This window comes from Rhodoligotrophos sp. CJ14, from assembly GCF_038811545.1.
GTDB classification, from domain to species: domain Bacteria; phylum Pseudomonadota; class Alphaproteobacteria; order Rhizobiales; family Im1; genus Rhodoligotrophos; species Rhodoligotrophos ferricapiens.
Genome location: NZ_CP133319.1, coordinates 4224502 through 4248007, shown reverse-complemented (window position 1 = coordinate 4248007; position 23506 = coordinate 4224502). Strand labels below are relative to the sequence as shown.

General features: G+C 62.2%; 23 protein-coding genes. 3 read left to right on the top strand and 20 right to left on the bottom strand.

Going from position 1 to position 23506, the window contains the following annotated elements; translation table 11 throughout:
* Nucleotides 1-43: 43 nt before the first annotated feature.
* Nucleotides 44-1183: a glycosyltransferase family 4 protein gene (locus RCF49_RS19810; RefSeq protein WP_342641510.1), complete on the bottom strand. Its 1140-nt coding sequence runs from the start codon at nt 1181-1183 to the stop codon at nt 44-46.
* Nucleotides 1184-1511: 328 nt separating this feature from the next.
* Here RCF49_RS19810 and RCF49_RS19805 point away from each other — a divergent pair, with 328 nt between their 5' ends.
* Nucleotides 1512-1976 (top strand): MaoC family dehydratase, encoded by a 465-nt coding sequence (locus tag RCF49_RS19805; RefSeq protein WP_342641509.1) that lies wholly within the window; start codon nt 1512-1514, stop codon nt 1974-1976.
* A gap of 39 nt (nt 1977-2015) precedes the next feature.
* Nucleotides 2016-2846 carry an aminoglycoside phosphotransferase family protein gene (locus tag RCF49_RS19800; RefSeq protein ID WP_342641508.1) on the top strand — a complete coding sequence of 277 codons (831 nt, stop codon included), beginning with the start codon at nt 2016-2018 and terminating at the stop codon, nt 2844-2846.
* Nucleotides 2847-2852: 6 nt separating this feature from the next.
* On the opposite strand, the gene RCF49_RS19795 is transcribed toward RCF49_RS19800, so the two are convergent.
* The 3 genes from RCF49_RS19795 to RCF49_RS19785 all read right to left on the bottom strand — a co-directional run bounded on the left by RCF49_RS19795 (nt 2853) and on the right by RCF49_RS19785 (nt 5684).
* Complete coding sequence (locus RCF49_RS19795) at nt 2853-3590, bottom strand: class I SAM-dependent methyltransferase (RefSeq protein ID WP_342641507.1); 738 nt, start codon at nt 3588-3590, stop codon at nt 2853-2855.
* Nucleotides 3591-3616: 26 nt separating this feature from the next.
* Nucleotides 3617-5344, bottom strand: a complete 1728-nt coding sequence (locus RCF49_RS19790) for a SulP family inorganic anion transporter (RefSeq protein WP_342641506.1) — start codon at nt 5342-5344, stop codon at nt 3617-3619.
* A 79-nt stretch (nt 5345-5423) separates the two neighbouring features.
* Nucleotides 5424-5684 carry a helix-turn-helix domain-containing protein gene (locus RCF49_RS19785; RefSeq protein ID WP_342641505.1) on the bottom strand — a complete coding sequence of 87 codons (261 nt, stop codon included), beginning with the start codon at nt 5682-5684 and terminating at the stop codon, nt 5424-5426.
* A 210-nt stretch (nt 5685-5894) separates the two neighbouring features.
* Between RCF49_RS19785 and RCF49_RS19780 the strand changes: the two genes are divergently transcribed.
* Nucleotides 5895-6716 (top strand): alpha/beta fold hydrolase, encoded by an 822-nt coding sequence (locus RCF49_RS19780; RefSeq protein ID WP_342641504.1) that lies wholly within the window; start codon nt 5895-5897, stop codon nt 6714-6716.
* Nucleotides 6717-6757: 41 nt separating this feature from the next.
* Here the strand turns inward: RCF49_RS19780 and RCF49_RS19775 are convergent, their stop codons facing one another.
* The 16 genes from RCF49_RS19775 to RCF49_RS19700 form a co-directional block, all read right to left on the bottom strand.
* Entirely contained in the window at nt 6758-8377 is a 1620-nt protein-coding gene (locus RCF49_RS19775; protein ID WP_342641503.1) for a GMC family oxidoreductase, read from the bottom strand.
* Nucleotides 8378-8450: 73 nt separating this feature from the next.
* Nucleotides 8451-9155 carry an ABC transporter ATP-binding protein gene (locus RCF49_RS19770; protein ID WP_342641502.1) on the bottom strand — a complete coding sequence of 235 codons (705 nt, stop codon included), beginning with the start codon at nt 9153-9155 and terminating at the stop codon, nt 8451-8453.
* Nucleotides 9148-9918, bottom strand: a complete 771-nt coding sequence (locus RCF49_RS19765; RefSeq protein WP_342641501.1) for an ABC transporter ATP-binding protein — start codon at nt 9916-9918, stop codon at nt 9148-9150. Before RCF49_RS19765 ends, RCF49_RS19770 begins: the two co-directional genes overlap by 8 nt.
* The gene (locus RCF49_RS19760) at nt 9915-10919 is read right to left on the bottom strand and encodes a branched-chain amino acid ABC transporter permease (protein WP_342641500.1); all 1005 of its coding nucleotides are present in this window, start codon (nt 10917-10919) and stop codon (nt 9915-9917) included. The genes RCF49_RS19765 and RCF49_RS19760 overlap by 4 nt, the downstream gene beginning before the upstream one ends.
* Nucleotides 10916-11797 (bottom strand): branched-chain amino acid ABC transporter permease, encoded by an 882-nt coding sequence (locus RCF49_RS19755; RefSeq protein WP_342641499.1) that lies wholly within the window; start codon nt 11795-11797, stop codon nt 10916-10918. Before RCF49_RS19755 ends, RCF49_RS19760 begins: the two co-directional genes overlap by 4 nt.
* Entirely contained in the window at nt 11794-12582 is a 789-nt protein-coding gene (locus RCF49_RS19750) for a hypothetical protein (protein WP_342641498.1), read from the bottom strand. The genes RCF49_RS19755 and RCF49_RS19750 overlap by 4 nt, the downstream gene beginning before the upstream one ends.
* Before the next feature lie 39 nt (nt 12583-12621).
* Nucleotides 12622-13416 (bottom strand): enoyl-CoA hydratase/isomerase family protein, encoded by a 795-nt coding sequence (locus RCF49_RS19745; RefSeq protein WP_342641497.1) that lies wholly within the window; start codon nt 13414-13416, stop codon nt 12622-12624.
* Nucleotides 13413-14567, bottom strand: coding sequence for an acyl-CoA dehydrogenase family protein (locus RCF49_RS19740; protein WP_342641496.1), 1155 nt, complete (start codon nt 14565-14567; stop codon nt 13413-13415). Before RCF49_RS19740 ends, RCF49_RS19745 begins: the two co-directional genes overlap by 4 nt.
* Nucleotides 14568-14612: 45 nt before the next feature.
* Nucleotides 14613-15809, bottom strand: coding sequence for an acyl-CoA dehydrogenase family protein (locus tag RCF49_RS19735; RefSeq protein ID WP_342641495.1), 1197 nt, complete (start codon nt 15807-15809; stop codon nt 14613-14615).
* Nucleotides 15810-15923: 114 nt separating this feature from the next.
* Nucleotides 15924-16661 carry an SDR family NAD(P)-dependent oxidoreductase gene (locus RCF49_RS19730; protein ID WP_342641494.1) on the bottom strand — a complete coding sequence of 246 codons (738 nt, stop codon included), beginning with the start codon at nt 16659-16661 and terminating at the stop codon, nt 15924-15926.
* Entirely contained in the window at nt 16658-18304 is a 1647-nt protein-coding gene (locus tag RCF49_RS19725; protein WP_342641493.1) for an AMP-binding protein, read from the bottom strand. The genes RCF49_RS19730 and RCF49_RS19725 overlap by 4 nt, the downstream gene beginning before the upstream one ends.
* Nucleotides 18305-18320: 16 nt before the next feature.
* Nucleotides 18321-19592: an ABC transporter substrate-binding protein gene (locus tag RCF49_RS19720; protein ID WP_342641492.1), complete on the bottom strand. Its 1272-nt coding sequence runs from the start codon at nt 19590-19592 to the stop codon at nt 18321-18323.
* Nucleotides 19593-19617: 25 nt separating this feature from the next.
* The gene (locus RCF49_RS19715; protein ID WP_342641491.1) at nt 19618-20388 is read right to left on the bottom strand and encodes an SDR family NAD(P)-dependent oxidoreductase; all 771 of its coding nucleotides are present in this window, start codon (nt 20386-20388) and stop codon (nt 19618-19620) included.
* An 18-nt stretch (nt 20389-20406) separates the two neighbouring features.
* Nucleotides 20407-21162, bottom strand: coding sequence for an SDR family NAD(P)-dependent oxidoreductase (locus tag RCF49_RS19710; RefSeq protein WP_342641490.1), 756 nt, complete (start codon nt 21160-21162; stop codon nt 20407-20409).
* 63 nt (nt 21163-21225) lie between these two features.
* The gene (locus RCF49_RS19705; protein WP_342641489.1) at nt 21226-22491 is read right to left on the bottom strand and encodes an ABC transporter substrate-binding protein; all 1266 of its coding nucleotides are present in this window, start codon (nt 22489-22491) and stop codon (nt 21226-21228) included.
* A 334-nt stretch (nt 22492-22825) separates the two neighbouring features.
* The gene (locus RCF49_RS19700) at nt 22826-23446 is read right to left on the bottom strand and encodes a TetR/AcrR family transcriptional regulator (RefSeq protein ID WP_342641488.1); all 621 of its coding nucleotides are present in this window, start codon (nt 23444-23446) and stop codon (nt 22826-22828) included.
* Nucleotides 23447-23506: the final 60 nt, after the last annotated feature.

The following is a 23506-nucleotide window of genomic DNA, read 5'->3' as shown; positions in this document are numbered from 1 at the left end:
GATCCTGCTTCCGGTCGCGTCGCTTGGATGCGGTGGATATAGGTCAAGTCCCCATGCCCCGCAGGGGTTCCAGCCGATGCCGGCGGGCACGGGCAAGCTCGGTATATTGCGTCTCGGACTCTAAGCGATCTGGCGCATATGGCGTCCTGCCGGCGTCGCCCTGCAGCAGGCGGTGGTACAGCTCGACATAATTCTTCGCCATGGCGGTTGCCGAGAATCTTCGTTCGAAGATCGCACGTATGCGCCGCCGGTCGAGGATATCGAGATGATCGACTGCAGCGACTGCATCATCGACCGTCTCAACGATGAAGCCGGTGACCTCATCGTCCACGACCTCGGGAACTGAGCCGCACCGAAATGCGATCACCGGTGTTCCGCAGGCCATCGCCTCGATCATCACCAAGCCGAAGGGCTCGGGCCAGTCAATCGGAAAGAGCAGCGCTGCCGCATTGCCCAAGAAGTCGGATTTCTCATGATCGCCAATCTCGCCGATAAACTCCACAAGTGGATGATCCAGCAGAGGGCGTATCGAGGCTTCGAAGTATTCCTTATCAGCAGCATCAATTTTTGCGGCTATCTTCAGAGGAATACCTGACTTTTTGGCAATGGCGATCGCGCGGTCGGGCCGCTTCTCCGGGGAGAGCCTGCCTAGGAAGGCCAAGTATCCGCCCTGGTTGGGATTGAAAGTGTAGGACTTGGGCGAGAGGCCGTGATGGACCGTGCCGAGCCAATTCGCGAAGGGTACAGGCTTGCGCTGCTGATCCGAGATCGACACCAAGGGATAATGCGGCCACAGGCGATAGGCGCGCGCGAGATCGGTCATGTCAAGCCTGCCATGGAGAGTGGTCAGGCTCCGCTGCGCGACATCGGTAAACCAGGGCATATGGAGGAGATCGATATGGAAATGGAGGATGCCAAAGTCCTCCACCCGCTCGCGCACTTCCGCGAGCATCGAAAGATGTGCCGCGAGCTCCGATTTGAGGGGCGAAGGATCAAGCCTGATCGGCCTTTCGCGCACAGGAATCAGTCGGGCCCTTGTGACAGAATCGGCGCAGGCAAACAGCGTCACGTCGTGACCAAGCTCTACGAGCGCGTCACAGAGATGGGCGACGATGCGCTCGGTTCCACCATAGAGCGAGGGCGGTACGCTCTCACAGAGCGGAGAAATCTGAGCTATTCTCATAGCGTCTCTCACTGAAAACGAGTTCTTCTATAATAACGGAAGAATTTCAGATATATTTCACCAATATTTAACCTCGTTTCTGCTTCAGAATTCGCAAGATCTCGTCGCCACGACAAAGGTGCAGCCTGCCGCCGGAGAGGATTTCAGCCTTGTATCTGAGCTAAATTGGCTCGGCGGAAAATCGTTGCCGATCGGGCAGCACATGATCCAAGCCCGCTGCCCCCTTCTTAACCCTTGCGTTGCACCCCGCCTTTGGGCCAGCCTCGCGGGTGAAGCGGGCGGTGGACGGCGAGGCAGTCGGCGGACGACTGCGAATTGGGGGATCGGAATGCAACAGCGCATCATTGCACTGGCAGCCTTTGGGAGCTTGGTGGGTGAAGAGGTCGCCGTCAGCGACTGGTTCACAGTGAGCCAAGACAGGATCGATCTCTTCGCGCGGGCAACGGATGATTTTCAGTGGATCCATGTGGATCAGGAGCGGGCAGCCCAGTCGCCGTTCGGCAGCACCATCGCCCATGGCTTCCTGACCCTCGGGCTGCTGGTTCCACTGTTTGAATCGGCAATCGCGTTCGAAGCAAGCGAGCTCGGGCTCAATTACGGCCTCAACAAGGTGCGCTTCACAGCTCCAGTGCCGGCGGGCAGCAGGATCCGCGGCCGTTTCACGCTCAAGGAAGTTCAGGAGCTTTCCCCAGGCGTCCAGCTCACATGGACTGCTACGATCGAGCGGGAAGGCACGGAGAAGCCTGCCTTGATCGCGGAATGGATCGTGCGGCGGTTCGAGCGCGCGGATTAGACGCCGCCCTGCTTTTCATGGCGAGAGTAAAGCCAGCAAATGAGCGGAATCGGCGTGTTTGCTCAGTCTCTCGAGCGCTGGGGCCTGACCCCCGATGGCGAGCCAATCGTCACCTGGGGGGCGCAGCTCCTGCCGGTGCTGTGGCGCGAGCGGCCGGCCATGCTCAAGGTGGCGCTCAATCAGGAAGAGCGTTTCGGTGGCGTCCTGCTTGACTGGTGGGAGGGCCGCGGCGCCGCGCTGCTCTATGCCTGGGATGATAATGCCATCCTGATGGAGCGCGCTCTGGGCCATCGCTCGCTTTCGGAACTTGCCCGCAATGGCCGAGACCACGAGGCCAGCCATATTCTCTGCGATGTAATTGCCGCGCTGCATGCCCCACGCGCAAAACCGCTGCCGCAGGGCCTGGTCTCGCTCGATGTCTGGTTTCGAGATCTGTGGCCAGCCGCGGCCTCAACTCAAAACGGCCTGCTTGCCCGTGCCGCTCAAGAGGCTCGTGCCCTGTTGGCTGATCCGCAGGAGATTGTTGCGCTGCATGGGGACATCCATCACGATAATGTGCTGGACTTCGGCGAGCGCGGCTTTCTCGCCATCGACCCGAAGCGGATCTATGGCGATCGCGCTTTCGACTATGCCAATCTCTTCTGCAACCCCGATGTGGGCGATCACACCTGCAAGCTCGCCGTTGTGCCTGAGGTTTTCGCGCGGCGGCTTGCGATCGTGATCGAGCGCTCAGGCATTGCACGCGAACGGCTCCTGCGCTGGATCATCGCGTGGACGGGCCTTTCCGCTGCCTGGTTCATGGAAGATGGGGATAGCCCAGAGGTGGATTTCAGGATTGCCGAACTGGCCATCGCAGCGCTCGATGGCTGAGACTGGCTAGCGCTCCCGGCGCTCGGCGGCGATGATGAGGAATGTGGGGCGCTCGCGCTCCTCGGCCAGTTCCGGCTCAGCCGCAATCTGCTCGTCCGTCGGGCCCCACTCGTTCACATGGCTGATCGAAAAACCATGCTGAATGAGAAGGTTCAGGGTCGTGCCCATGGTGCGGTGCTGCTTCAGCACTCCTTCGGCAAGCCAATTGGTGCGGCGTGGACCCTCAATCTGATAGCTGTCCAAGGGCCAAGTCATACGCCCCTGCCCGTCCACGAGCCAGCGCGGTTCGCGCGGGGCCATATAGATCGGATGCTCGATCGAAAAGACAAATTGTCCACCTGGTACAAGCGCCTGGTGGACGGTTGCGAAGAGCCGCCCCAGGTTCTCCACATAGTGCAGCGCGAGCGAGCTGTAGGCTAGCTCGAAGGCAGCTTTGGGCAGCTCGAGATGATCAAGGTCCGCCCGCTGGTAAGTTATCGCGCCATCGGGTGTTTCGGTCTTCGCCCGCGCGAGCATGTTCTCGGAGAGATCAAGCCCGAGCACATGGGCCGCTCCGTTGGCACGGGCCCAGCGGCAGAACCAGCCAAAGCCGCAGCCGAGGTCCAAGACCCGCAGGCCCCGCATTTCCGGCAGAAGCGTCTCAATGGTCGGCCATTCCGGCGCGCCTTTGAGCCCGTGGACCGAGCGGGGCAGTTCGCTGTAGCCTGCGAAAAATCCGGGATCGTCATAGATGTTCTGCGCCATTACTCTCTCCGTCGGCCACCATGGTCTCAGAGCGTTCTGGCCGCGCCGCCAGAATGCACATGGCGGACCGCCTCCTCAACCGATGAGGCATAATGCACAAGCGGCGGCCTTATTCCATGGGCGAAGAGATCCTTGCGCATGGCCGGCGAGATCCCGGTCAGATAGATGCTCACGTCCCGGCGTGCGGCTTTATGGGCGAGGCCTTCAATGGTGTTAGCCGCGGTCGAGTCCACGAAGGGTACGGCCGAGAGATCGATGACGAGCGCCCGGTGGGTATCAGCGATGCGATCGAGGACTGAGCCGATCGAGGCGGCTGCCCCGAAGAAGAAAGCGCCCGATATGCGATAGACCACCACCTCCGGGTCAGAGGCCGCTGCCTCGTCATAAGGGGTCCGGCCACCATTTGCGCTATCGGGCTTGTCTTCGGGCACCAAGGGAACGTGCGTTTCAATGACGGTGGCCTTAGACATGCGATGGATGAACAGGATCGAGCCAAGGGCAAAGCCTACGATGATCGCCTCGGTCAGATCGCGGAAGATCGTCAGAAAGAAGGTTGCGAGCAAGACCGCCGCATCACCCCAAGAGGCGCGTATGAGCGTTGCGAATGCTTGTTTCTCAACCATGTTCCAGGCGACCACCGCAAGCACGCCCGCGAGGCTCGCAAGAGGTATGAAGCTCGCCAATGGCGCTGCGACCAGTACGAAGAGCAGCAGAAACACCGAATGCAGCATGCCGGCAACCGGCCCGTGGGCTCCGGCGCGAACGTTTGTCGCTGTGCGGGCGATCGTTCCCGTCACGCAGATGCCCCCGAACAGGCCGGATGCCATGTTGGCAGCGCCCTGGGCCACAAGCTCGCAATTGGAGCGGTGACGACGGCCGGTCATGCCGTCGGCGACAACTGCCGAAAGCAGCGATTCAATGGCGCCGAGCAGCGTGAAGGCAATGGCGCTGGGCAGCACGGCCTGGACCTTCTGCAGATCGAATGCAGGGAGGCTCGGCATGGGCAGGCTCGCCGGTATGCCGCCGAACCGGGAACCGATAGTGGTGACCGGCAAATCCAATAGGGCGGTTGCCAATCCAGCAATCGCCACAGCGATCAGCATGCCTGGCCAGTGCGGGCGCAGGCGCTTCACGCCGACGATCACAATGATGGTGACGAGCGCAAGAATGATGGTCCCGGTATCGGCGGTGGGAAGGTTTGCCCAGAGAACCGGCAGCTTGTCGAGGAGCGGCCCGGGTTCGGCCTCGGACAAGGTCAGGCCCAGCAGCTCCTTGATCTGGCTCGCGAAAATGATGGTGGCAATGCCAGCCGTGAAGCCCACCGTGACCGGATAGGGAATGAATTTGATGTAGGTGCCCAGGCGCAGCAAGCCGATTGCCGCCAGCAGCACGCCTGAGAGGATGGTTGCGAGAATAAGGCCGCCCATCCCATGCTGCTGCACGGTTGTCGCCACAAGCACGATGAAGGCACCAGCCGGGCCGCCAATCTGAAACCTGCTGCCGCCCAAGGCCGAAACCAGGAAACCTCCGACAATCGCGGTATACAGGCCCTGGGCCGGGGATGCGCCCGATGCGATGGCGATAGCCATGGACAGCGGCAGCGCGACGATCGCCACCGTGAGCCCGGCCATCGCGTCGGCACGGAGATTGGCCAGGCCGTACCCCTCGCGCAGAATGGTGACGAGCTTCGGCGTGAAGAGTTCAGCAAAACTGGGCGTCCCTGGGGACGGGGCGGAGATGGTGCTCGAGGGCATGTCCGGCGGCCTGTGTGAAGGCGGCGGGATCGTCGGCTACAGGGTCGGCGGTCGCCGTCGCGACAATGTCGGTTCCAAATCAGAGCTTCGGTGCAATTTCCTTGAGACGCACCCCGCGGCCACCATTCAGGCTTTGGGCATTTTCGCCGATCAGCTCCACCCCTGCCCTGTCCAGGGCTTCGATCACCTTCGTGAGGCTTTCGACAACGCCCCTGACATTGCCCTGGCTTGCTTCCATGCGCTGAATGGTGGGCACGGAGACGCCGGCGAGTTCGGCAAGCACCTTCTGGTCGATACCAAGCAGAGCACGCGCGGCCCGCAGCTGCGCAGCAGTCATCATGGCCAATTCCCATCAAGGAAATCACATTCCACAGTTATCAAATCAACTGTGATGTGTGAAGCATCAATATCGCTGTTCCATACCGGTGGTCGGTTTCGCGCCCTTAACGCTTGGGGAATTCCGCCTATGGACTGTGCCGCTGGCCGGCAGGACAATGGCGCGCGGCTGGGCGCTTCAAGGGGCTCACCGACCCAGAATGGAGTTAAGGACATGCCCTACATCACCACCAAAGACGGCACGCAGCTCTTCTACAAGGATTGGGGACAGGGCCAACCCATCGTGTTCCACCACGGGTGGCCGCTCAGCGCGGATGATTGGGACAACCAGATGCTGTTCTTTCTCCAGCACGGCTATCGGGTCATCGCCCATGACAGGCGGGGGCATGGTCGGTCGAGCCAGCCGACGCACGGACATGACATGGATACCTATGCGGCAGACGTGGGGGCGCTCGCGGAAGCGCTCGATCTCAGGGATGCCATTCACATTGGCCATTCAACCGGAGGCGGCGAGGTTGCGCGCTATGTCGCCCGCCATGGTATGGGGCGCGTCGCCAAGGCGGTGCTGGTGAGCGCCGTGCCACCCATCATGGTGAAAACCGAGAACAATCCCGGGGGCCTCCCTATCGAAGTCTTCGATGACCTGCGCAACCAGCTCGCGGCCAATCGCGCGCAGTTCTACAGGGAAGTGCCGATGCCGTTCTATGGCTTCAACCGGCCGGGCGCAAAGACGTTGGACGGTGTGGTCGATAATTGGTGGCGCCAGGGCATGATGGGTGCTGTCAATGCCCATTACGAGTGCATCAAGGTGTTCTCGGAAACGGACTTCAACGAGGATCTTGCGGCAATCGAGGTGCCGGTGCTCGTCATGCATGGGGATGACGATCAGATCGTGCCTTATGCAGATGCCGCGCTGCTCTCGGTCAAGATCCTGAAGCAGGGGAGTCTCAAGATCTATCCAGGCTATCCGCATGGCATGCTCACCATCCATGCTGACGTGATCAACCCAGATCTGCTCGCGTTCATTCGCGGGTGAATGCACGCGAACCGACATCACTTCGCTCAAAAATGTGCTCGCTAGCGGTCCGCGAGGATCATGGCCGCCCCCTTCTCGCCGATCATGACGCTTGGAGAATTGGTATTGCCGGAGGTGATGCGTGGCATGGCGGAGGCATCGGCCACTCTTAGACCCGCCACGCCGCGCACGCGCAGGCGCGCATCCAGCACGGCTGAGGGGTCGCTATCGATGCCCATCTTGGCCGTGCCTACAGGATGGAAGATGGTGGTGGCGAGGTCACCAACCGCCTTGAGCAGCTCATCCTCGGTTTGCACGGCCGGGCCAGGCTTGAACTCCTCGGGCCGGAAGCGCGCAAGCGGTGCCTGGGAGACGAGCTTGCGGGTCAGGTGAATACTGTCGACCGCAACACACTTGTCTTCTTCTGTCGACAGATAATTCGGGCGTATCGAGGGGGCCTCGCGCGCATCCCTGCTTTTGATATGGATACTGCCTCGGCTCGTGGGACGGAGGTTGCAGACGCTCGCGGTGAAGGCATCGAAGGGATGAAGGCCATCGCCCCACTTGTCGAGGGACAGGGGCTGGATATGGAATTCCAGATTGGCGGTTGCGTATTCCGGCGAGGAGCGGGTGAAGATCCCGAGCTGTGAGGGCGCCATGGTCAGGGGCCCCCGCCTGCGGCACACATAATCGAGCCCCATGAGGCCGCGCCTGAACAGATTTGCGTAATCCGTATTCAGCGTGCGCACCCCCGTCACCTTGTAGACGGGTCTGATCTGCAAGTGGTCCTGCAGGTTCTCGCCGACACCGGGCGCGTGGTGCTTCACTTCGATGCCAAGGGCTTGCAGGCGCGCACCATCACCAATGCCGCTGCGCTCGAGAATGGCGGGCGAGGCAACGGAGCCCGCCGAGAGCACGACCTCGCCCGAGATACGGGCGAGATGCCTGATGCCGTCGCGCAGGAACACGACACCCGTCGCGCGGCCCTGCTCGATGACCACCTGCTCGACCGCGACGCCCGTCTCGAGCCTGAGATTGGGCCGTGAGAGCGCGGGCTTGAGGAAGGCCCGGGCCGCGCTCCAGCGCCGGCCGCGTTTCTGGTTCACTTGGAAATAAGACGAGCCCTCGTTATCGCCCGTGTTGAAATCGTCGATCTTGGCTATGCCCATTACTTCCGCGGCATCGCGTACCGCGTCGAGAATCTGCCAGCGGATGCGCGGATGCTCGACACGCCATTCACCACCCGAACGGTGAAACTCATTGGGCGGGTCGATATGATCCTCATGACGCAGGAAATAGGGCAGAACATCGTCCCAGCCCCAGCCTTCCAATCCGAGCTGGCGCCAGCCGTCATAGTCCGCGGCCTGCCCGCGCATATAGATCATGGCATTGATGGCGGATGAGCCGCCAATGACCTTGCCGCGGGGATAGGGCAGCGCGCGGCCATTGAGACCAGGTTCCGGGTCGGTCACAAACATCCAGTCGGAGCGCGGATTGCCGATGGCGAAGAGATAGCCGACGGGGATGTGGAACCAGATCCAGCGGTCAAGACCACCCGCCTCCAGCACCAGCACCTTATGGCGCGGGTCAGCGGATAGACGATTGGCGAGGACGCAGCCAGCCGAGCCCGCGCCAACCACAACATAATCATAGGTTCCGAAATCGCGGAGCTCATCATCCATGCGCTGGACTTCCCCCAATCCCACTCGGCCGGACAGTTACCGCTGAGGCGCCATCCGTCAACCACTCAACCGCTCACACCGCGAGGTAGCGATGCTTGATATCGTCATTGGCATCGAGGCTCTGCCAATCACCCTCGAAAACGATGCGGCCGGTGTCGATGATATAGAGCCGGTCGGTGCATTGGCGCGCGAACCACAGGTTCTGCTCGCTGAGCAGAAGACCCGCGCCGGTTTCCTTGCAGGCCGATACGACATCACGGGCAAGTTGCTCGACAATCACGGGCGCTAGGCCCTCGGTCGGCTCGTCCAGCATCATGAGCTTGGGCCGGGCGGCAATCGCGCGGGCCACGGCCACCATCTGCTGCTGGCCGCCGCTGAGCTGGCCACCCGGACGGTCGCGGATGGGCACCAGCATGGGAAAGCGTTCAATGACCTGGTCTGGATCAAGCGGTGTCTGGCCCGGAGCTGCCCCATAGCGCGACATGGCGATGTTCTCTCGCACAGTGACATGACCGAAGATGCGACGGTCCTCCGGCACGAGAGCGAGCCCCCGGCGCACGCGCTTATAGCTCGGCATGGACCCGAGCTCTGTTCCCTGCCAGCTGACGTTCCCCTTCGTCCGCGGGCCGGCATTCATGATGCTCTTGAACAGGGTCGTCTTGCCCGCGCCGTTGCGGCCCACCACAGCAATACGGCCGCCATCTGGAACCGCGAGCGATACGCCGTGCAAGATCTGGCTGTCGCCATAATAGGCGCTGAGATTGTCAACCCTAAGCACCGTAGATTTCCTTGCCGAGATAAACTTCGCGCACGGTCGGGTTCTCGCGGACCTCGTCCATGGTGCCGACAGCGATCGTCTCGCCTTGGTTCATCACCATGATGCGTGTCGCCAAGCCGAAGATCACATCCATGTCGTGCTCGGTCATCACCACGGTCATGCCGGTCTGCGCGCGCAAGCGCCGGATGAGCTCGGTGGTTGCCACACGGTCGGTCGGCGACATGCCGGCGGTGGGTTCGTCCAGCATCAGGATACGAGGCTTGCCGGCAAGCGCGATGCCGAGTTCAAGCCGCTTCTTGTCGCCGTGGGATAAGAACTTCGCCTCCATGGCACGCTTCTCGAGCAGGCCCAGATCGGCGAGATAGGCTTCCGCTTCGTCGGTGATCTCTTTCGATGGCTTCACCCGATACCAAGCCGGCGCCCCCTCCCCGCGGGCCTTCCGCCGGGCTTCGATCGGCACGATGATGTTCTCGAGAACGGTCACATCCGGCAGGACGCGCGCGACCTGGAAGGTGCGGCCGATACCGAGCCGCACCCGCTCATGAGCGGCGAGCGCGGTGATGTCGCGGCTGTCGTAGCGAATGCTGCCCTGCTCGGAGCGCACTTCGCCGGTCATTACCCGGAACAAGGTGGTCTTGCCAGCGCCGTTCGGGCCGATGATCGCAAAGGTTTCCTTCTCCCGAACCTCAAGCCCAATGCCTTTGAGGACATGATGGGCGCCGTAGCTCTTGTGCACGCCGGTGACGGTGAGGAGCGTCGTCATGACGCCTGCCTTTCCGCTGGCATCTCGATGGGATCAGCAATGCCCGCGGGCCTCTTTTCTGCTCTTTTGCGCAGGTTTTCGAGAAGTCCCATCACGCCGGTGGGCGCTGCCAGCACGATCACCAGCAGGGTGATGCCGATCACCAGCTCGGCAAGCCCAACCATGTTGCGGGTGAGATAGTTGATGAGCGAGAACAGCACGGTGCCCAGCACCGGCCCCCAGAAGGAATGCACGCCGCCAAGGAGCGATGCCAGCATGGGCTGCGTGGAATGGATCCAGTGGGCGGATTCCGGGGTCACGATCTGCGCCCAGGGGGCATAGAGCGCGCCGGAGATCGAGGCAATGCCTCCGGAGATGGTGAAGGCGGCCAAGCGATAGCCGGGGACATTCACGCCCATGAAGGCGGTCCGCTCAGGATCCTGCCTCAGGCTCACCAGCGTGCGGCCGAAGGGTCCATGGCAGACCACCCAGAGCAGCCAGGCCAGCAGGGCTGCCGCAACACAGAGGAACCAGTAATAGGCGCGACCCGAGCTCAGATCGATCGCGATCACGCCAAAATCGAGGGTGGGCCTTGGAATGGAGGCAAGACCATCCTCGCGGCCAAGCGTGGTGCTGTAGCCGATGATGATCCTCAAGACCTCTGCCAGGGCGAGGGTGAAGATCGCAAGGTGGATGCCGGTCGTCCGGCGCAAGAGGACAAGGCCGGTGATGGCGGCCACTGCCGCGCCAAGCAGACCTGAGGCCAGAATCATCAGCAGGAAAGGTGCCTCCATCCCGGTGCGCAGGGCATAGCCGGTGAGATAGGCGCCGATCGCGAAAAAGGCGGCGTGACCGAAACTTGCAAGGCCGGTGAAGCCGAAGAGCAGGTTCCAGGAGAGGGCGAACACGGCCTCGATCAACACGAGGCCAGCCAGGAACATGATGCCCTGGTCCGCCCAGAAGGGCAGGCTTGCGAAGGCAATGCCGCTGATGACCAGCGCTGTGACTTTAAGGCTGCTCATATGCGCTGCCCTCCAAGCAGGCCCTGCGGCTTGGCCAGGAGGAACAGGATGACGAAGATGTAGGTCGCCATACCCGGCATGTTCGGCATCAGCAGAGAGCTTGCACTTTCGATGACACCGAGCAGGATCGCGGCAATGAAGGCGCCGCGCACATTGCCCAGACCGCCGATGATCACGGCCATGAAGGCCAATAACAGGAAGCTCTCACCAAGGATGGGAGACAGGGTCTGATTGGCGAGCAACAGGCCGCCCGCCAACCCTGCCAAGAGAAAGCTCGCAATCACCGTGGAGGTGAGCGCGACGGGAACATTGATGCCGAGCAGGCCGGACATCCAGCTGTCATTGGCAACGGACTGCAAGAGCTTGCCGAGCCAGGTTCTGTGAATGGCAAAATCGAGGATGAGGAAGACGACAATGCCGGCGATGATCACGAAGAGCGAATAGCTCGGGATGAACAATTGGCCGATGATCACCGCGCCATCCAGCATAGGGGGCGGGTTGATCGACGCGTAATTGACACCCCAGATCAGCTTGACGATGCCGGAGCAGATCATCAGCACCGCGAAGGTCGCGATGAGCATATAGGCCTCATCCACATTGCGCAGCCGCTGCAGCACGATGCGGTCGGCAATGAAGCCCAGAACGGCCACCACTATGCCCGCCACCACTGCGGCCAGGATGAACAGCCAGATCGAGGAGGGATTACTGCCCACAATCGTGTAGGCCACATAGGCGCCAATCATGAAGAAGGCGCCATGAGCGAAGTTCAGAATCTTGAGGATGCCGAAAATCAGCGTAAGCCCTGCGGCCACCAGGAAGACCGCCATTCCGGTGGCGAGGCCATTGACCAAGGTGAAGGCGAGATCGAGCAGCGTCATGGCGAACCTGCCTGCCTGAACTTCAAACCACTGATGACAATCGCATCATCCATCACGGGCACACCCGCCTGTTTTGCCCGGGCGATTGCCCCGGCAAAATCGGCCGCCTCGAATTGGATGCCATCAAGCCGGTCAGAACCATGGCCTTGTTCGGGCAGAAAGCGGATCTCGGATTGCTCGAGCGCAATGCGGTAGCCTTCACCGTCAGGCTCGGCCGGATGCCCAATGAGGGCCGACCATCTGGCCGAGGTCGCGCTGGGGTCGCGCAGCTTCAGCTCCACCACGCGGATCGGGCCGATGCCGGACGCTACCTTCTCGCGCCAGTTGGGGCCTGCAGGATACCAGCCACCGTCAAAGGGTTTCCCTTCGCGCTGCATGGAAAAGGACAGCATGGATGCGCCGACATCGCGCGGGTCGAGCTGCAATTCGTGATAGGTGGGATAGTCCACCGTACCGGCCAGACGCACGCCTTGGCGCTCAACCCGCTCGGCAAACGGGTCAATCGTTTCGACCTCGGTGATCACCATATAGCCGCCCGGACCACGCCGCTTGAGGAAGCGTCCGGCCGGCGTGTCCTCCCGGGTGGGCGCGACCAGCTCCAGGAAGGTATCACCCATCGGGAGCTGGGCGCTGATCAATCCATGTTTCGCAAAGAAGGCGGCCTGGTGGGGCGGTGGTGGCACGTAGGGCACGCCATAGGCTGAGAGATCGGCCTTGCCATGGCACACCTTCAGGCCGAATACGGCAATGAGCGTGTCGATCACCGGCTCGAGCTGCGCGGTCATCAAACAGATCTGCCTGAGGCGTATGCGCTCACTCATGGCTCAGCGTCCGGTGAATTGAGGTTTGCGCTTTTCGCGGAAGGCTGCGACCGCCTCGGCATGGTCGGCAGAGCGATTGGACAAGGCCTCATAGGCCATCAGCACATCCATCCGCTCCTGAGCGAATTTGCGGAGGCCCATATTGACGGCGATCTTGGTGTAGCGGATCGCCTGGGTCGCACCGCGCGCGAGCTTGTTGCTGAGCGCCGCGACCTTGGCATCGAGCTCGGCTGCGGGAACCACGTGGTTGATGAGGCCCATCTGCCGTGCCTCATCCGCAGTCAGCATGTCGCCCGTGAGCAAAAGCTCCTTGGCGCGCATATAGCCGACCACGTGGGGGAGGATCGCTGCCGCCCCATCGCCGGCCACCAAACCTACGCGCACATGCGGATCGCCAAAGCGGGCGGTGTCCACGGCCACGATGATGTCGCAACCCAAGGCGAGCGTGGCACCCAAGCCGATCGCATCACCATTCATGCGGCAGATCATGGGCTTGGGCAGTTCCAGCATCGAGAAGACGATGCCTTTGGCTTCCTCGATGATGCCGTTGAACTCGGCGGGATTGTCGATCATCGACTGCAACCATTCGAGATCGCCGCCGGCGCAGAAGGCCCGCCCTGCTCCGGTCAGCACGACCACGTCTGAATCCGGGTCATCGGCGATTACGCGGAAGATATGCTTGAGCTCGGTGTGCATCTCGCGGCCCACCGCATTGAGCATGTCCGGGCGCTCAAGGGTGACGGTGGCGACGCGGTCCTTGATCGAGACGCTCAGCGACTTGAAATCCTGGAGTTTCATGCAGCCCCCTGCGCGCTGTTCTCATTGGCGAGGCGAAGATAGCGGTTCATGTGCCAGCTCAGATCGCCATAGGTTTTGCCGATGGCGCGCAGTCGCTTGTAGTAATGGCCCACGGCGGTCTCATCCGCCATGCCGATGCCGCCATGAAGCTGGATCGCCTGGCCGGTCACCCATTCGCCCGCCTGGATGATCGCGATCATGCTCGCGGAGACCGCAGCCGCCCGTGCCTGCTCGGGTGCATTCAGCATGGCCAAGCCGCGGAACAGCATGGAGCGGGAATTCTCGAGCTTCACGAACATGTCGGACAGCCGATGGGTGAGGACCTGGAATGTCGAGAGTGTGCGACCGAACTGGCTGCGGGTGCGGAGATATTCGGCGGTCAGGTCGATCGCCGCCTGCATGCCGCCAATCGCTTCGGCCGCCAGCATCAGCCGGGCTTGGTCGAGCGCCTCGGCGAGGAGCGCCAGGCTACGAGTGCTGTCGGCTAGAGCCGCATCACCGGGCAGGCGAAGCTGATCGAACCCCAGGTCCGCGGCGCGGCGGCCGTCGATGGTGCGATAGCGGCGGATCTCCAGGCCCGGCATATCGGCCGGCAGCCAGAACAGCCCGATGCCGCTCGAGCCATCGCCATGGACGAGCCTTGCCGATACGACGAAGGCATCGGCCGAGGCACCATCGAGCACCATGATCTTGCGGCCAGAGATCAGATAATCGCCCGACGGGTCCCGGCGCGCCGTCGTCTTAATCCTGGCGGGGTCGTAGCGCGCCTGGCTCTCCTCGCAGGCCAAAGCGATAAGGAGCCCGCCAGCGATGAGCTGCTCCAGCAGTTCTGCCTTACGCCCCAGTTCGCTTTCGGCGATGAGACGAGCGCCAAGTACGGCGGTCGACAGATAAGGCGCGGCAACAAGCCCCCTGCCCAGCTCTTCCATGACGATGGCGGCATCTTCGGGTGATCCGCCAAGCCCGCCATCGGCCTCCGGCACCATGAGGGCAAGCCAGCCCAGCTCGGCAAAGCTTGCCCAATGGTCGCGCGAAAAACCCGCCTCAGTCTCGGCGAGCGCCCGTGCCTGCTCGAGGCCGTGTGCGTCCGCGACGAAGCGGCGAACGCTGTCTCGCAGCAAGCTCTGCTCTTCTGAAAGCGCGAATTCCAAACCCTAATCCCTCGTCGCTGCTGCGGCCGGCTTCGCTTCGGCCGTTCACATTCCGAAAACCTGCTTGGCGATGATGCCGCGCTGTATCTCGTTGGTGCCGGCATAGATGGTCGCCGCCCTCAGGAAGAGCTGACGGGCGGCAAGGCCCGGCACATAATCGGGCGCGTCGGCCGGCAGATCGTTGGCCTGCTCGGCGGCCGGATCGTGATAGGCGAGCCCCTTGGCGCCGATCAGGTCCGCCGCCAGTTCGGCCAGGCGCTGCTGGATCTCGCTGCCGATGATCTTGAGGCCCGAGGCATTGGCCTGGCTGCTTTGGCCGTGACCGCTGAAGAGCTCCCTCAGAACCGACCATTCGAGGCCGTAAAGATCGATCTCAAGCTGCGCGATGCGCTGACGGATGTCAGGAAGATCGATCATCCTGCCCTCGCCTGCCGGCTCGCGGGCTGCGATCTCCTTAAGCAAGGCCAGGTCCCGCTTCGAGCGCGGTACCTGGGCATTGGTCACCCGCTCGTTGCCGAGCAGGAATTTCGCCTGGTCCCAGCCCTGGCCCTCCCTGCCCAGCAGTTCGCTCGCGGGCACGCGGACATTTTCGAGGAAGACCTCGTTGACGCTATGGCCTCCATCGATGGTGATGATCGGCCGAACGGTCACGCCGGGCGCATCCATTTCGAACATGAGGATCGACAGCCCGCCTTTTTGCGGCTTCACGTCCGGATTGGTGCGCGCCAGACAGAACATCTTGTCGGCGAAATGGGCTTCCGTGGTCCACAGCTTCTGGCCGTTGATCACGTAGTGATCGCCGTCACGCATGGCGGTGGTCTTCACCGATGCCAGATCAGAGCCTGAGGTCGGCTCGGAAAAGCCCTGACACCAGAAGGTCTCGCCGCTGAGAATGTCGTCGAGATAGCGGCGCTTGTGCTCGTCGGAGCCGAAGGTGTAGATCAGCGGCCCGATCAGGCGCAGGCCGAAATAGCTGAGGAAGGGCGCATCGGCTGCAGCGCATTCCTCCTCGAAGATATAGATCTGCAAGGGCGTCCAACCGGTGCCGCCATATTGCTTCGGCCAATGGGGGGCCGACCAACCCTTGTCATAGAGAATGCGGTTCCACAGCTTGAGATCAGCCTTGCTGGGGTGGACACCCTGGCGGGTGCGGCGCGCCATGTCCGGCGGAACCGCGGCGCGCACGAAGCTGCGCACCTGCTGCCGGAACAGTTCGTCCTCCCGCGAAAAGCTCAGATCCATCGATCCGCCTCGGTCAATTGGAAAGAGGCGCCTTGAAGGCGCTGCTTCACCGGAGGCTAATTGACCCTTCTCTGTCCGTCAAATATTTTCGAATTGGAATTCTATTTCGAATAATCAGTGGAATGTCCGACCGCCATCCACGAGGAGCGTGGAGCCGGTTATAAAGCTCGAGTCGGACGAGGTGAGGAACAGGATGGCTTTTGCCACCTCGACAGGCTCGGCAATGCGCTGCAGCGCATAAAGCTGCTTGGCGCGTTCGGCCAAGGCGGCCGGATCGGGATGCCAGTCCGACACCATGCGGGTTCTGGTCATGCCGGGGCAAACCACATTGACCCTGATCTTCGGCCCAAGCTCGGCCGCCCACACTTTGGAGAGCACAGCAAGGCCGCCCTTGGTGGCGCCGTAAGCCGAAAGTTCGGGGTAAGGCACGATGGCGGATGCCGAGCCGAGATTGACGATGGTGGGCTCATCCGCCTTCATGAGGTGACGCAGGGCCGCACGGGTCACCAAGAAGGGCCCGGTAAGGTTGACCGCAAGCGTCTCGTTCCAAAGCTCAAGCGAGGTCTCGGCCAGTTTCGCCACGGGAAAGATGCCGGCAATATTGACGAGACCCTCGATGCCGCCGAGAGCTGTGGCCGCCCTATCGATCGCTGTCTCAACGGAGACCTCGTTGCTGACATCGACCGCAACCGGCGTGCCCTGGAGGCCAGCAAGTCCCGCCTCGTTCCGATCGAGCAAAGCGAGGCTCGCGCCTTCCTCGGCAAAGAGTTCGGCGGTTGCCCTGCCAATCCCGGAGGCCGCACCGGTGATGACAATCCGGCGGCCGACAAGCTTTCCCTCGCGCGTGCTCACCGGGCGGCCTCCGCTTCGACGAGCTCCCGCGCCTTCTGACGAAGAATGTCCTTGCGCACCTTGCCCACGCTGGTGCGCGGCAATTCCTGCACGACCTCCAGCCGCTCGGGGATCTTCTGCATGGCGGTGCCGACCTCCATGAGATAACGCTTGATTTCGGGGAGATCGATCGTCTGGCCCTCGCGCGGAATGACGAAGGCGCAGGCAGCCTCACCGGTACGTGGATGGGGCATGGCGACGATGGCAATATCGGCAATGGCCGGATGGTTGAAGAGGATGTCCTCGATCTCCTTCGGGCTGATATTCTCGCCTGCGCGGATGATCAGGTCCTTCTTGCGGCCGGTCACCACGATGAACTCGTCATTGACGATGCGGCCGAGGTCGCCCATGCGGAAGAAGCCATCTTCGGCAAAGGCATCCGCATTGTCTTCGGCGCGCGCATAGCCAAGGAACATCTGCGGCGCGCGGGCGATGATCTCACCCTCCTCGCCATTTGGAACGGGTGCACCGGTCTGCGGGTGGACGATGCGGGCCTCGCCCTGCCATATCTGGCCGTCGGTGCTCGCACCCATCTCCAGGAGACCGCGGCTGTTCACACCAGCGGTGATGCAAGGCACTTCGGTTGAGCCATAGATCCGGGACGGGGCGCAGTTGGGGAATACGCGCGCCGCCTCGCGGATCAGGTCGGGCGGCACTTGCGCGCCGCCGCAGAGGAAGAAGCGCAAATCGGGCAGCGTCTCGCCGGTCTTCTTTGCTTCCTCGACCAGCCCCTGAAGGAAGATGGTGGCCGCGACAATGCCGTTTACCTTATGGCGCCGCATCATCTCGAGCCCGAGCCGCGGCTCCCAGATGTCGAGCATCACGGTCTTGATGCCCACGGTGAAGGGCAGACAGAGCGAATAGAGCGCTCCGGTGACGTGGGTGACCGGCGAGGGATTGAACATCACATCCGCCGGTGTCAGGCCGAGATGGGTGAGCCGGGCGCGGTTCTCAGCCTGCAGGCTGTTGTGGCTGTGGAGCACGCCCTTGGCACGCCCGGTGGTGCCGGACGTGTACATGATCATCTTGACCGCATCGGGATCAGCACCCGGCAAGGGGGTTGCGTCCTCGGCCTCGTCCAGCAACGTCTGGTAGCCAATGAACTCCTGCTGATCAGCGCGCACCGCCACCACATCGATGGGCTTCTCGAGGCTCGGCATCACCCGGCGCATCATGGCGAGATAGTCGTAGTTGCGGAAAGTGCCGGGCACGAAGATGAGCTTGCTGCGGCTGTCGCCCAGCATGAAGCCCACCTCCATGTCGCGATAGATCGGCACCAGCGGATGCACCACGAGGCCGGCCATGCTGGCTGCGAGATTGATCACCACCGTCTCGTACCAGTTGGGGAGCTGGAAGGAGATGGTATCGCCGGGCTTGAGCCCACGCTGGATCAGCGCACGCGCCAGTCGCTCCGCCTCGGCGTGCAGCTGGCGTACTGTATAGTTCTGCTCGCGGTCGACCACCAGGACCTTGTCCGGCGTCTTGGCCAGCATCTCCCCGGCATAATCCGCGATGGTCTTATCGGCCCAGGCCCCTTCCGCCTTGAGTCGACGGGCCCGCTGCTCGTCCCAGAGCACCGTCCAGCCGCTCACGTCCTGACGCATCCACATCTCCCGCAGATTATTTGAATTTGAACTCGATGGGCTTGCCGGGGTTTGCCGGCTCGATCACCTCCTGGCCGGGGATGCGCACGAAATCCGTCACCGCCCAGCCCTGCTCGGTGTCATCCGAGCCGAAGGTGATGAAGTTCACATCCAGAATGGCCTGATGATCCTCCTTGCGGAAGGTGCGCTTGCCCTTGGCGGTGTCGAAGGTCATGCCCTCCAGCGCGTTGACCAGGGCAGCGGCATCGGTCGAGCCGGCCTTCTTGATCGCCTCGGCATAGGCAAGCACGGCAGCATGACCCTGCTCCACATAGCCGATCGGCAGCTTATCGCCGGTCTTGGCGACGTAATCCTCATAGAGCTTCCTGCCGATCGGAGTGTCCTGATAGCCACCATAGTACCAGTGCATGGCGGTCCAGAAATTGGGAATCATGCGCTTGCCCAAAGCCTTGGGCACGTTGAATTCATTGGCCCCATCGGCGATGACCTTGAACTTGCGGTCGAGGCCGAAATTGGCGGCCTGAGCCAGCAGGGTGACGGCGTCGGCGCCATTGGTGTTGTTGAAGAGACCATCGGCAGGCGAGCGCATCAATGCCGTGATCTGCGGCTTGAAATCGGTCGCGCCGAATTTGGTGAGGACGGGATCGTAGATTTCGACGTCCTTCTTGGCGATCGCCGGGTAGTATTCCTTCAGGCCGTCGACGAAGCCATCCCAGGATTGGTGACCATAGGCGGCATCAGGGAAGATGCCGGTCCATTTGGTAACGTCCGGGAATTTCTCGGCCATCACGCGGGCGAGCGCCCGGTAGCGCATGTAGGAGTTGTCGCTGATCCGGAAATAATTGGGCACGAAGCTTTCATGGGTGAGGCTGTCGGCAATGGCGGCGCAGGAAATCAGCACCGCATGATTGGGCCCCAGCAAGGGCCCGATGGCCAAGGCCACAGCCGTCTGGATCGCACCGAACATGAGGTGCACGCCCTCCCCGATCAGGCCTTGCGCCTGCTTCACCGCCTCGGGGCCGGCCGCCTTGTCGTCGCGGGCGACAATTTCGAGCTTGCGGCCATTGATGCCGCCGGCCGCATTGATCTGCTCTGCCGCGATCTGGGCGCCGGTCAGCATCGGCGCGCCGAAGATCTCCTGGGCACCGCTCAAGGGACCGATGAAGCCCAGCCGGATCGGCCCTTCCTCAGCGGCTGCGTCGATCGGTCGAAACCCGGTTCCAAGCAGAAGCGTCGAGCCTGCTATCCCGGCAAGCAGCTGGCGCCGTGTGGTTCTCATGAAAATCATGGCGCGTCTCCTCCCCTTCCGCCGCTCAACTCCACCAGCGGCCGCCATTCACGATCAGCGACTGGCCGGTGATGTAGCGGCTCTGGTCGCTCGCAAAGAACACCACGACATTGGCAATGTCCTGAGGCTCGCCGGCAAAGCCCATAGGCGTCTCCTTGAGATATTGCTCCCAAATGGGCAGGCGGTCGGCTGCAGCGGTGCGGATCGGCCCAGGACAGACCGCGTTGACATTCACGTGGAAGGGCGCGAGCTCACGGGCAAGCGCCCGGGTCAGGCCGATGATGCCGGCCTTGGCGGCTGCATAATCAGCGACCCCTTGCGAGCCCATATAGGCCGCCTCGGAGGCAATGGAGATGATCTTGCCGGAGCGCCGCTCACGCATGCCAGGCACCACCTGGCGCGAGCAGGTCATCGCCGTATAGAGATTGAGCTTCAGGATGAAGTCCCAGGTTTCTGGCTCGGAGCACCAGAATTCCGAGGCTTTTTCCCGGGCGCTCTGACCGACATTGTTCAAGAGAATGTCGACGGGCTTGATGTCCTGGTCGATGCGCTTGAAGGCCTCGATGATCTCGGAATTGTCCGTGCAGTCGACCCGCATGGGGTGAGCGGTGCGGCCGAGCTTGCGGATCTCTTCAGCGCCGCTTTCCAGACCTTCCTTATGGATGTCGATCAGCACCACATCGGCGCCATTGCGGGCGAGATGGATGGCAGAGGCGCGGCCGATGCCATTGGCGGCGCCGGTCACCACCGCGAGCCGGCCGGTGAGATCAGTCGATGTTGCTGCGGGTGCTGGCATTGTCACCTCGATTCAGGTTCACGCGATCAGGCCGCCATCCACGGTGTAGACGGCGCCAGTTGTGTAGCTGGCCTCATCACTGAGGAGAAAAGCGACCAAGCTTGCGACTTCTTCGGGCTCGCCATTGCGTTCAATGGGCCGGCCGGCGCTGCCCCAGGGGCCCACGCCTGCCGCCTGCGCAAGTGAGCGCAGCATGGGGCTTTCAATCGCGCCGGGGGCCACCGCGTTGACGCGGATGCCATATTTGCCATTTTCGATGGCAGCGGAGGAGCTCAAGGCGACGACGGCGCGCTTCGAAGCCCCATAGAAGGAGCGGTCGGCCCGCGCCTTCAGGGCGGCAACAGAGGCAAAGTTCACCACAGCCCCACCACGGCCCTGGGCGATCATCTGCAAGAGCGCCGCCTTCATGATGAGAAAGACAGCGCGCACATTGACCTTGTAGACGAGATCGAGATCCTCGGCGGTGAGTGAGGTGATGGGGCCGGAGGGGCCGAGAATCCCCAAGGCATTGGCCAGGAGATCAACCCCGCCAAAGTGCTTCACGGCCTCTGATATGGCGAGATCGGCGCCCTGCTCGGTCGCAAGATCGGCCTCGATGGCGCGGAGGCGTTCGGAGTCCTGCGCCTTTACAAGATCGCGCAAGGCGGCGGCGTTCACATCGGTGGCTGCGACGTTGCAGCCCTCCTCGAGCAGGCGTCTGACAATTGCTGAGCCAATGGCACCGCCGGCGCCGGTTACAAGGGCGGTTTTTCCCGATAATCCTCTGAGCGCCATTACTCTCAACCATGTGCGTTGCGGAACATTGCCACCGCCGCCCATGACGAGCGGCAGCGGCGATCAGCCCTCGATGGTCAGGGGCTTTCCAGGAGTTGCCGGGCCCAGCAGATCCTTGCCGGGCACTTTGGCGTGGTCGGACACTTCCCAACCCAGGTCATTGTCCTTGGGGCCGAGCTTGATGATGTTGATGTCGGAGATGACCTGGTGGTCTTCCTTGCGGAAGGAGATCATGCCCTTGGCGCTTTCGAATTCGACGCCTTCCAGGGCGTTGATGACCGCATCCGTCTCGGTATTCCCGGCAGCCTTGATGGCATGGGCATAAGCATGAAGCGCCATATGGGCAGGGCCGATATAGCCGGTCGGGTATCTGTCGCCGGTGCGCTTCACATATTCATCGTAAAGCGCCTTGCCCGTGGGGATATTGAGGTAGGAGCCGTAATACCAATGGCTGCCCGACCAGAAGTTCTCGGGCAGGTTCTGCTTGAGGATCTTGGCGAAGATCAGTTCGCCACTCAGATCCATGAACACCTTGATCTTCTTGGTGAGGCCGAAAGGACGAGACTGATTGATCATGGTGAGGAAGTCTTCGCCGGTGAGCGACTGATAGACACCCTCGACCGGCTGGCGGACCAGGCCGGCAATCTGGTTCTTGAAATCGATCGCACCAAACTTGAAGAGCACGGGGTCGGCGATCTCCGGGTCGGCCTTGGCGAGCTCTGGATAGAACTGCTTTAGACCATGCGTGTATGAGCGCCACAGAGCATGGCCGAACTCGACATCGGGCAAGATTCCGCCCCACTGGGTAATCTCGGGATATTTTTCCGCGGCGAGGCGGGCCTGTGCCTGGGCGCGGCTATAGGCGCTGTCGGTGATGCGGAAGAAATTGCGGTTGAAGGACTCGTGGGTGAGTGAGTCCGCGACCGAGCCGATGGTGATCAGCACGCATTTCGCATCGGGCATGATGCCGGCAATGGCCAGGGCCGAGGGGGTGTTCAGCCCACCGATCAAGAGATTGATCCCCTCGCCCATCAGCTCCTTGGCCGCCGCGATCGCCGCATTGGGATTGGCCTTGTCGTCGCGGAAGACGGTCTCGAGCTTGCGGCCGAGAATGCCACCGGCGGCGTTGATCTGGTCCACGGCGATCTGCGCCGACAGCTGACAATCGGGCGAATAGCTCGCCTGCGAACCGGTCAGGGGCAGCAGGATCCCGATACGAATGGGGTCATTGCCCTGTGCGCGAGCGGCGCGCCCAGACCCGAGGGCGAGCGAGCCCAAAGCGGCAGCGCCGCCGCCCAGGATGGCGCGGCGTGTTACGAATTTTGGCATGCATTCCTCCCACGGAACGCGCCGCCTCTAACGGTAGCCCCCGGCGGCGATTTATCGGTCGGCATCCCTCGCCGGAATGCCCGAGCCATGGCGGCAACTTCATCACAGGCCTTGGCGGGCGTCAACATTTTTCGAATTCATATTCGAGTTCAAAAAGCGCAATGGAACAACCCAAAATGCCAGCGCCAGTCGGCGCCGATCTCGGCTCTATGTTCGGCGAAACAGCGCGGGTCGCAGCCGTTCGGGGCGACAGCCTCGGCTCACGGGACAGGCTGTGACGCAGCGCTTCGGGTGCGCAGTTTTCCTCAGGGTCGCCCTATGACGGCACCATGGCTCAAGCCGGCAGCTTGGCCTGCGGCTTGACGCGCTTTTTCGCTGTGGTCTTTGCCCCCACGCCCTCGAACAACAGAATGGCGGCCTGACTGGCAAGCTCGTCCGGCGTGAACCGTCCGCTCGGCTTATACCACTCGATGGACCAGTTCATCATGCCCAGCATCAGCAGACGCACGACGGACAAATCCAGGTCATCGCGAATCTCCCCGGCCGCCTTGGCCTCATCCAGCAGGTTGCGCCAGACTTCCGCATAGTCATCGAGCACGCGCAGGAAATGCTCGCGAAGCTTCGGCGGGATCTGGTCGAAGATCCGCATGTGAGCCCAGGTATACTGATTGCCGGAGAGGACAATGGCAAAATGCCCGCGCATGGCCGCTGTTATCTTTTCACGCACCGGCGCGTCCGGCGGCAGGGCACTCACCGCGTCCAGCACGAACTGCGCGGTCTGCTCATTGGCGATGCGCAGAACCTCGGTGACGATCGCCTCACGGGACTCGAAATAGTAATAGATGCTGCTGGTGCGGGTGCGCGCCCGCTTGGCGATGTCGCTGAGGCGGGTCAGCGCATAGCCCTTATGGCGGAACATATGGGCGGCAGCATCAAGGATGCGGGCGCGCGTCACGTCCGATTTCTTTGGCTGCGTGCGAGCCGGCTTGACAGAAGACTTGGAGGTTTTTGTTTT

What these genes read in the sequence shown, in the direction of transcription:
- RCF49_RS19705 (WP_342641489.1), bottom strand. Translation starts at nt 22,491, where the DNA reads ATGCCAAAATTCGTAACACGCCGCGCCATCCTGGGCGGCGGCGCTGCC.
- RCF49_RS19750 (WP_342641498.1), bottom strand. Translation starts at nt 12,582, where the DNA reads ATGACCGCGCAGCTCGAGCCGGTGATCGACACGCTCATTGCCGTATTC.
- RCF49_RS19735 (WP_342641495.1), bottom strand. Translation starts at nt 15,809, where the DNA reads ATGGATCTGAGCTTTTCGCGGGAGGACGAACTGTTCCGGCAGCAGGTG.
- RCF49_RS19780 (WP_342641504.1), top strand. Translation starts at nt 5,895, where the DNA reads ATGCCCTACATCACCACCAAAGACGGCACGCAGCTCTTCTACAAGGAT.
- RCF49_RS19725 (WP_342641493.1), bottom strand. Translation starts at nt 18,304, where the DNA reads ATGCGTCAGGACGTGAGCGGCTGGACGGTGCTCTGGGACGAGCAGCGG.
- RCF49_RS19790 (WP_342641506.1), bottom strand. Translation starts at nt 5,344, where the DNA reads ATGCCCTCGAGCACCATCTCCGCCCCGTCCCCAGGGACGCCCAGTTTT.
- RCF49_RS19755 (WP_342641499.1), bottom strand. Translation starts at nt 11,797, where the DNA reads ATGACGCTGCTCGATCTCGCCTTCACCTTGGTCAATGGCCTCGCCACC.
- RCF49_RS19795 (WP_342641507.1), bottom strand. Translation starts at nt 3,590, where the DNA reads ATGGCGCAGAACATCTATGACGATCCCGGATTTTTCGCAGGCTACAGC.
- RCF49_RS19715 (WP_342641491.1), bottom strand. Translation starts at nt 20,388, where the DNA reads ATGCCAGCACCCGCAGCAACATCGACTGATCTCACCGGCCGGCTCGCG.
- RCF49_RS19775 (WP_342641503.1), bottom strand. Translation starts at nt 8,377, where the DNA reads ATGGATGATGAGCTCCGCGATTTCGGAACCTATGATTATGTTGTGGTT.
- RCF49_RS19710 (WP_342641490.1), bottom strand. Translation starts at nt 21,162, where the DNA reads ATGGCGCTCAGAGGATTATCGGGAAAAACCGCCCTTGTAACCGGCGCC.
- RCF49_RS19745 (WP_342641497.1), bottom strand. Translation starts at nt 13,416, where the DNA reads ATGAAACTCCAGGATTTCAAGTCGCTGAGCGTCTCGATCAAGGACCGC.
- RCF49_RS19805 (WP_342641509.1), top strand. Translation starts at nt 1,512, where the DNA reads ATGCAACAGCGCATCATTGCACTGGCAGCCTTTGGGAGCTTGGTGGGT.
- RCF49_RS19720 (WP_342641492.1), bottom strand. Translation starts at nt 19,592, where the DNA reads ATGATTTTCATGAGAACCACACGGCGCCAGCTGCTTGCCGGGATAGCA.
- RCF49_RS19800 (WP_342641508.1), top strand. Translation starts at nt 2,016, where the DNA reads ATGAGCGGAATCGGCGTGTTTGCTCAGTCTCTCGAGCGCTGGGGCCTG.
- RCF49_RS19785 (WP_342641505.1), bottom strand. Translation starts at nt 5,684, where the DNA reads ATGATGACTGCTGCGCAGCTGCGGGCCGCGCGTGCTCTGCTTGGTATC.
- RCF49_RS19765 (WP_342641501.1), bottom strand. Translation starts at nt 9,918, where the DNA reads ATGACGACGCTCCTCACCGTCACCGGCGTGCACAAGAGCTACGGCGCC.
- RCF49_RS19810 (WP_342641510.1), bottom strand. Translation starts at nt 1,183, where the DNA reads ATGAGAATAGCTCAGATTTCTCCGCTCTGTGAGAGCGTACCGCCCTCG.
- RCF49_RS19760 (WP_342641500.1), bottom strand. Translation starts at nt 10,919, where the DNA reads ATGAGCAGCCTTAAAGTCACAGCGCTGGTCATCAGCGGCATTGCCTTC.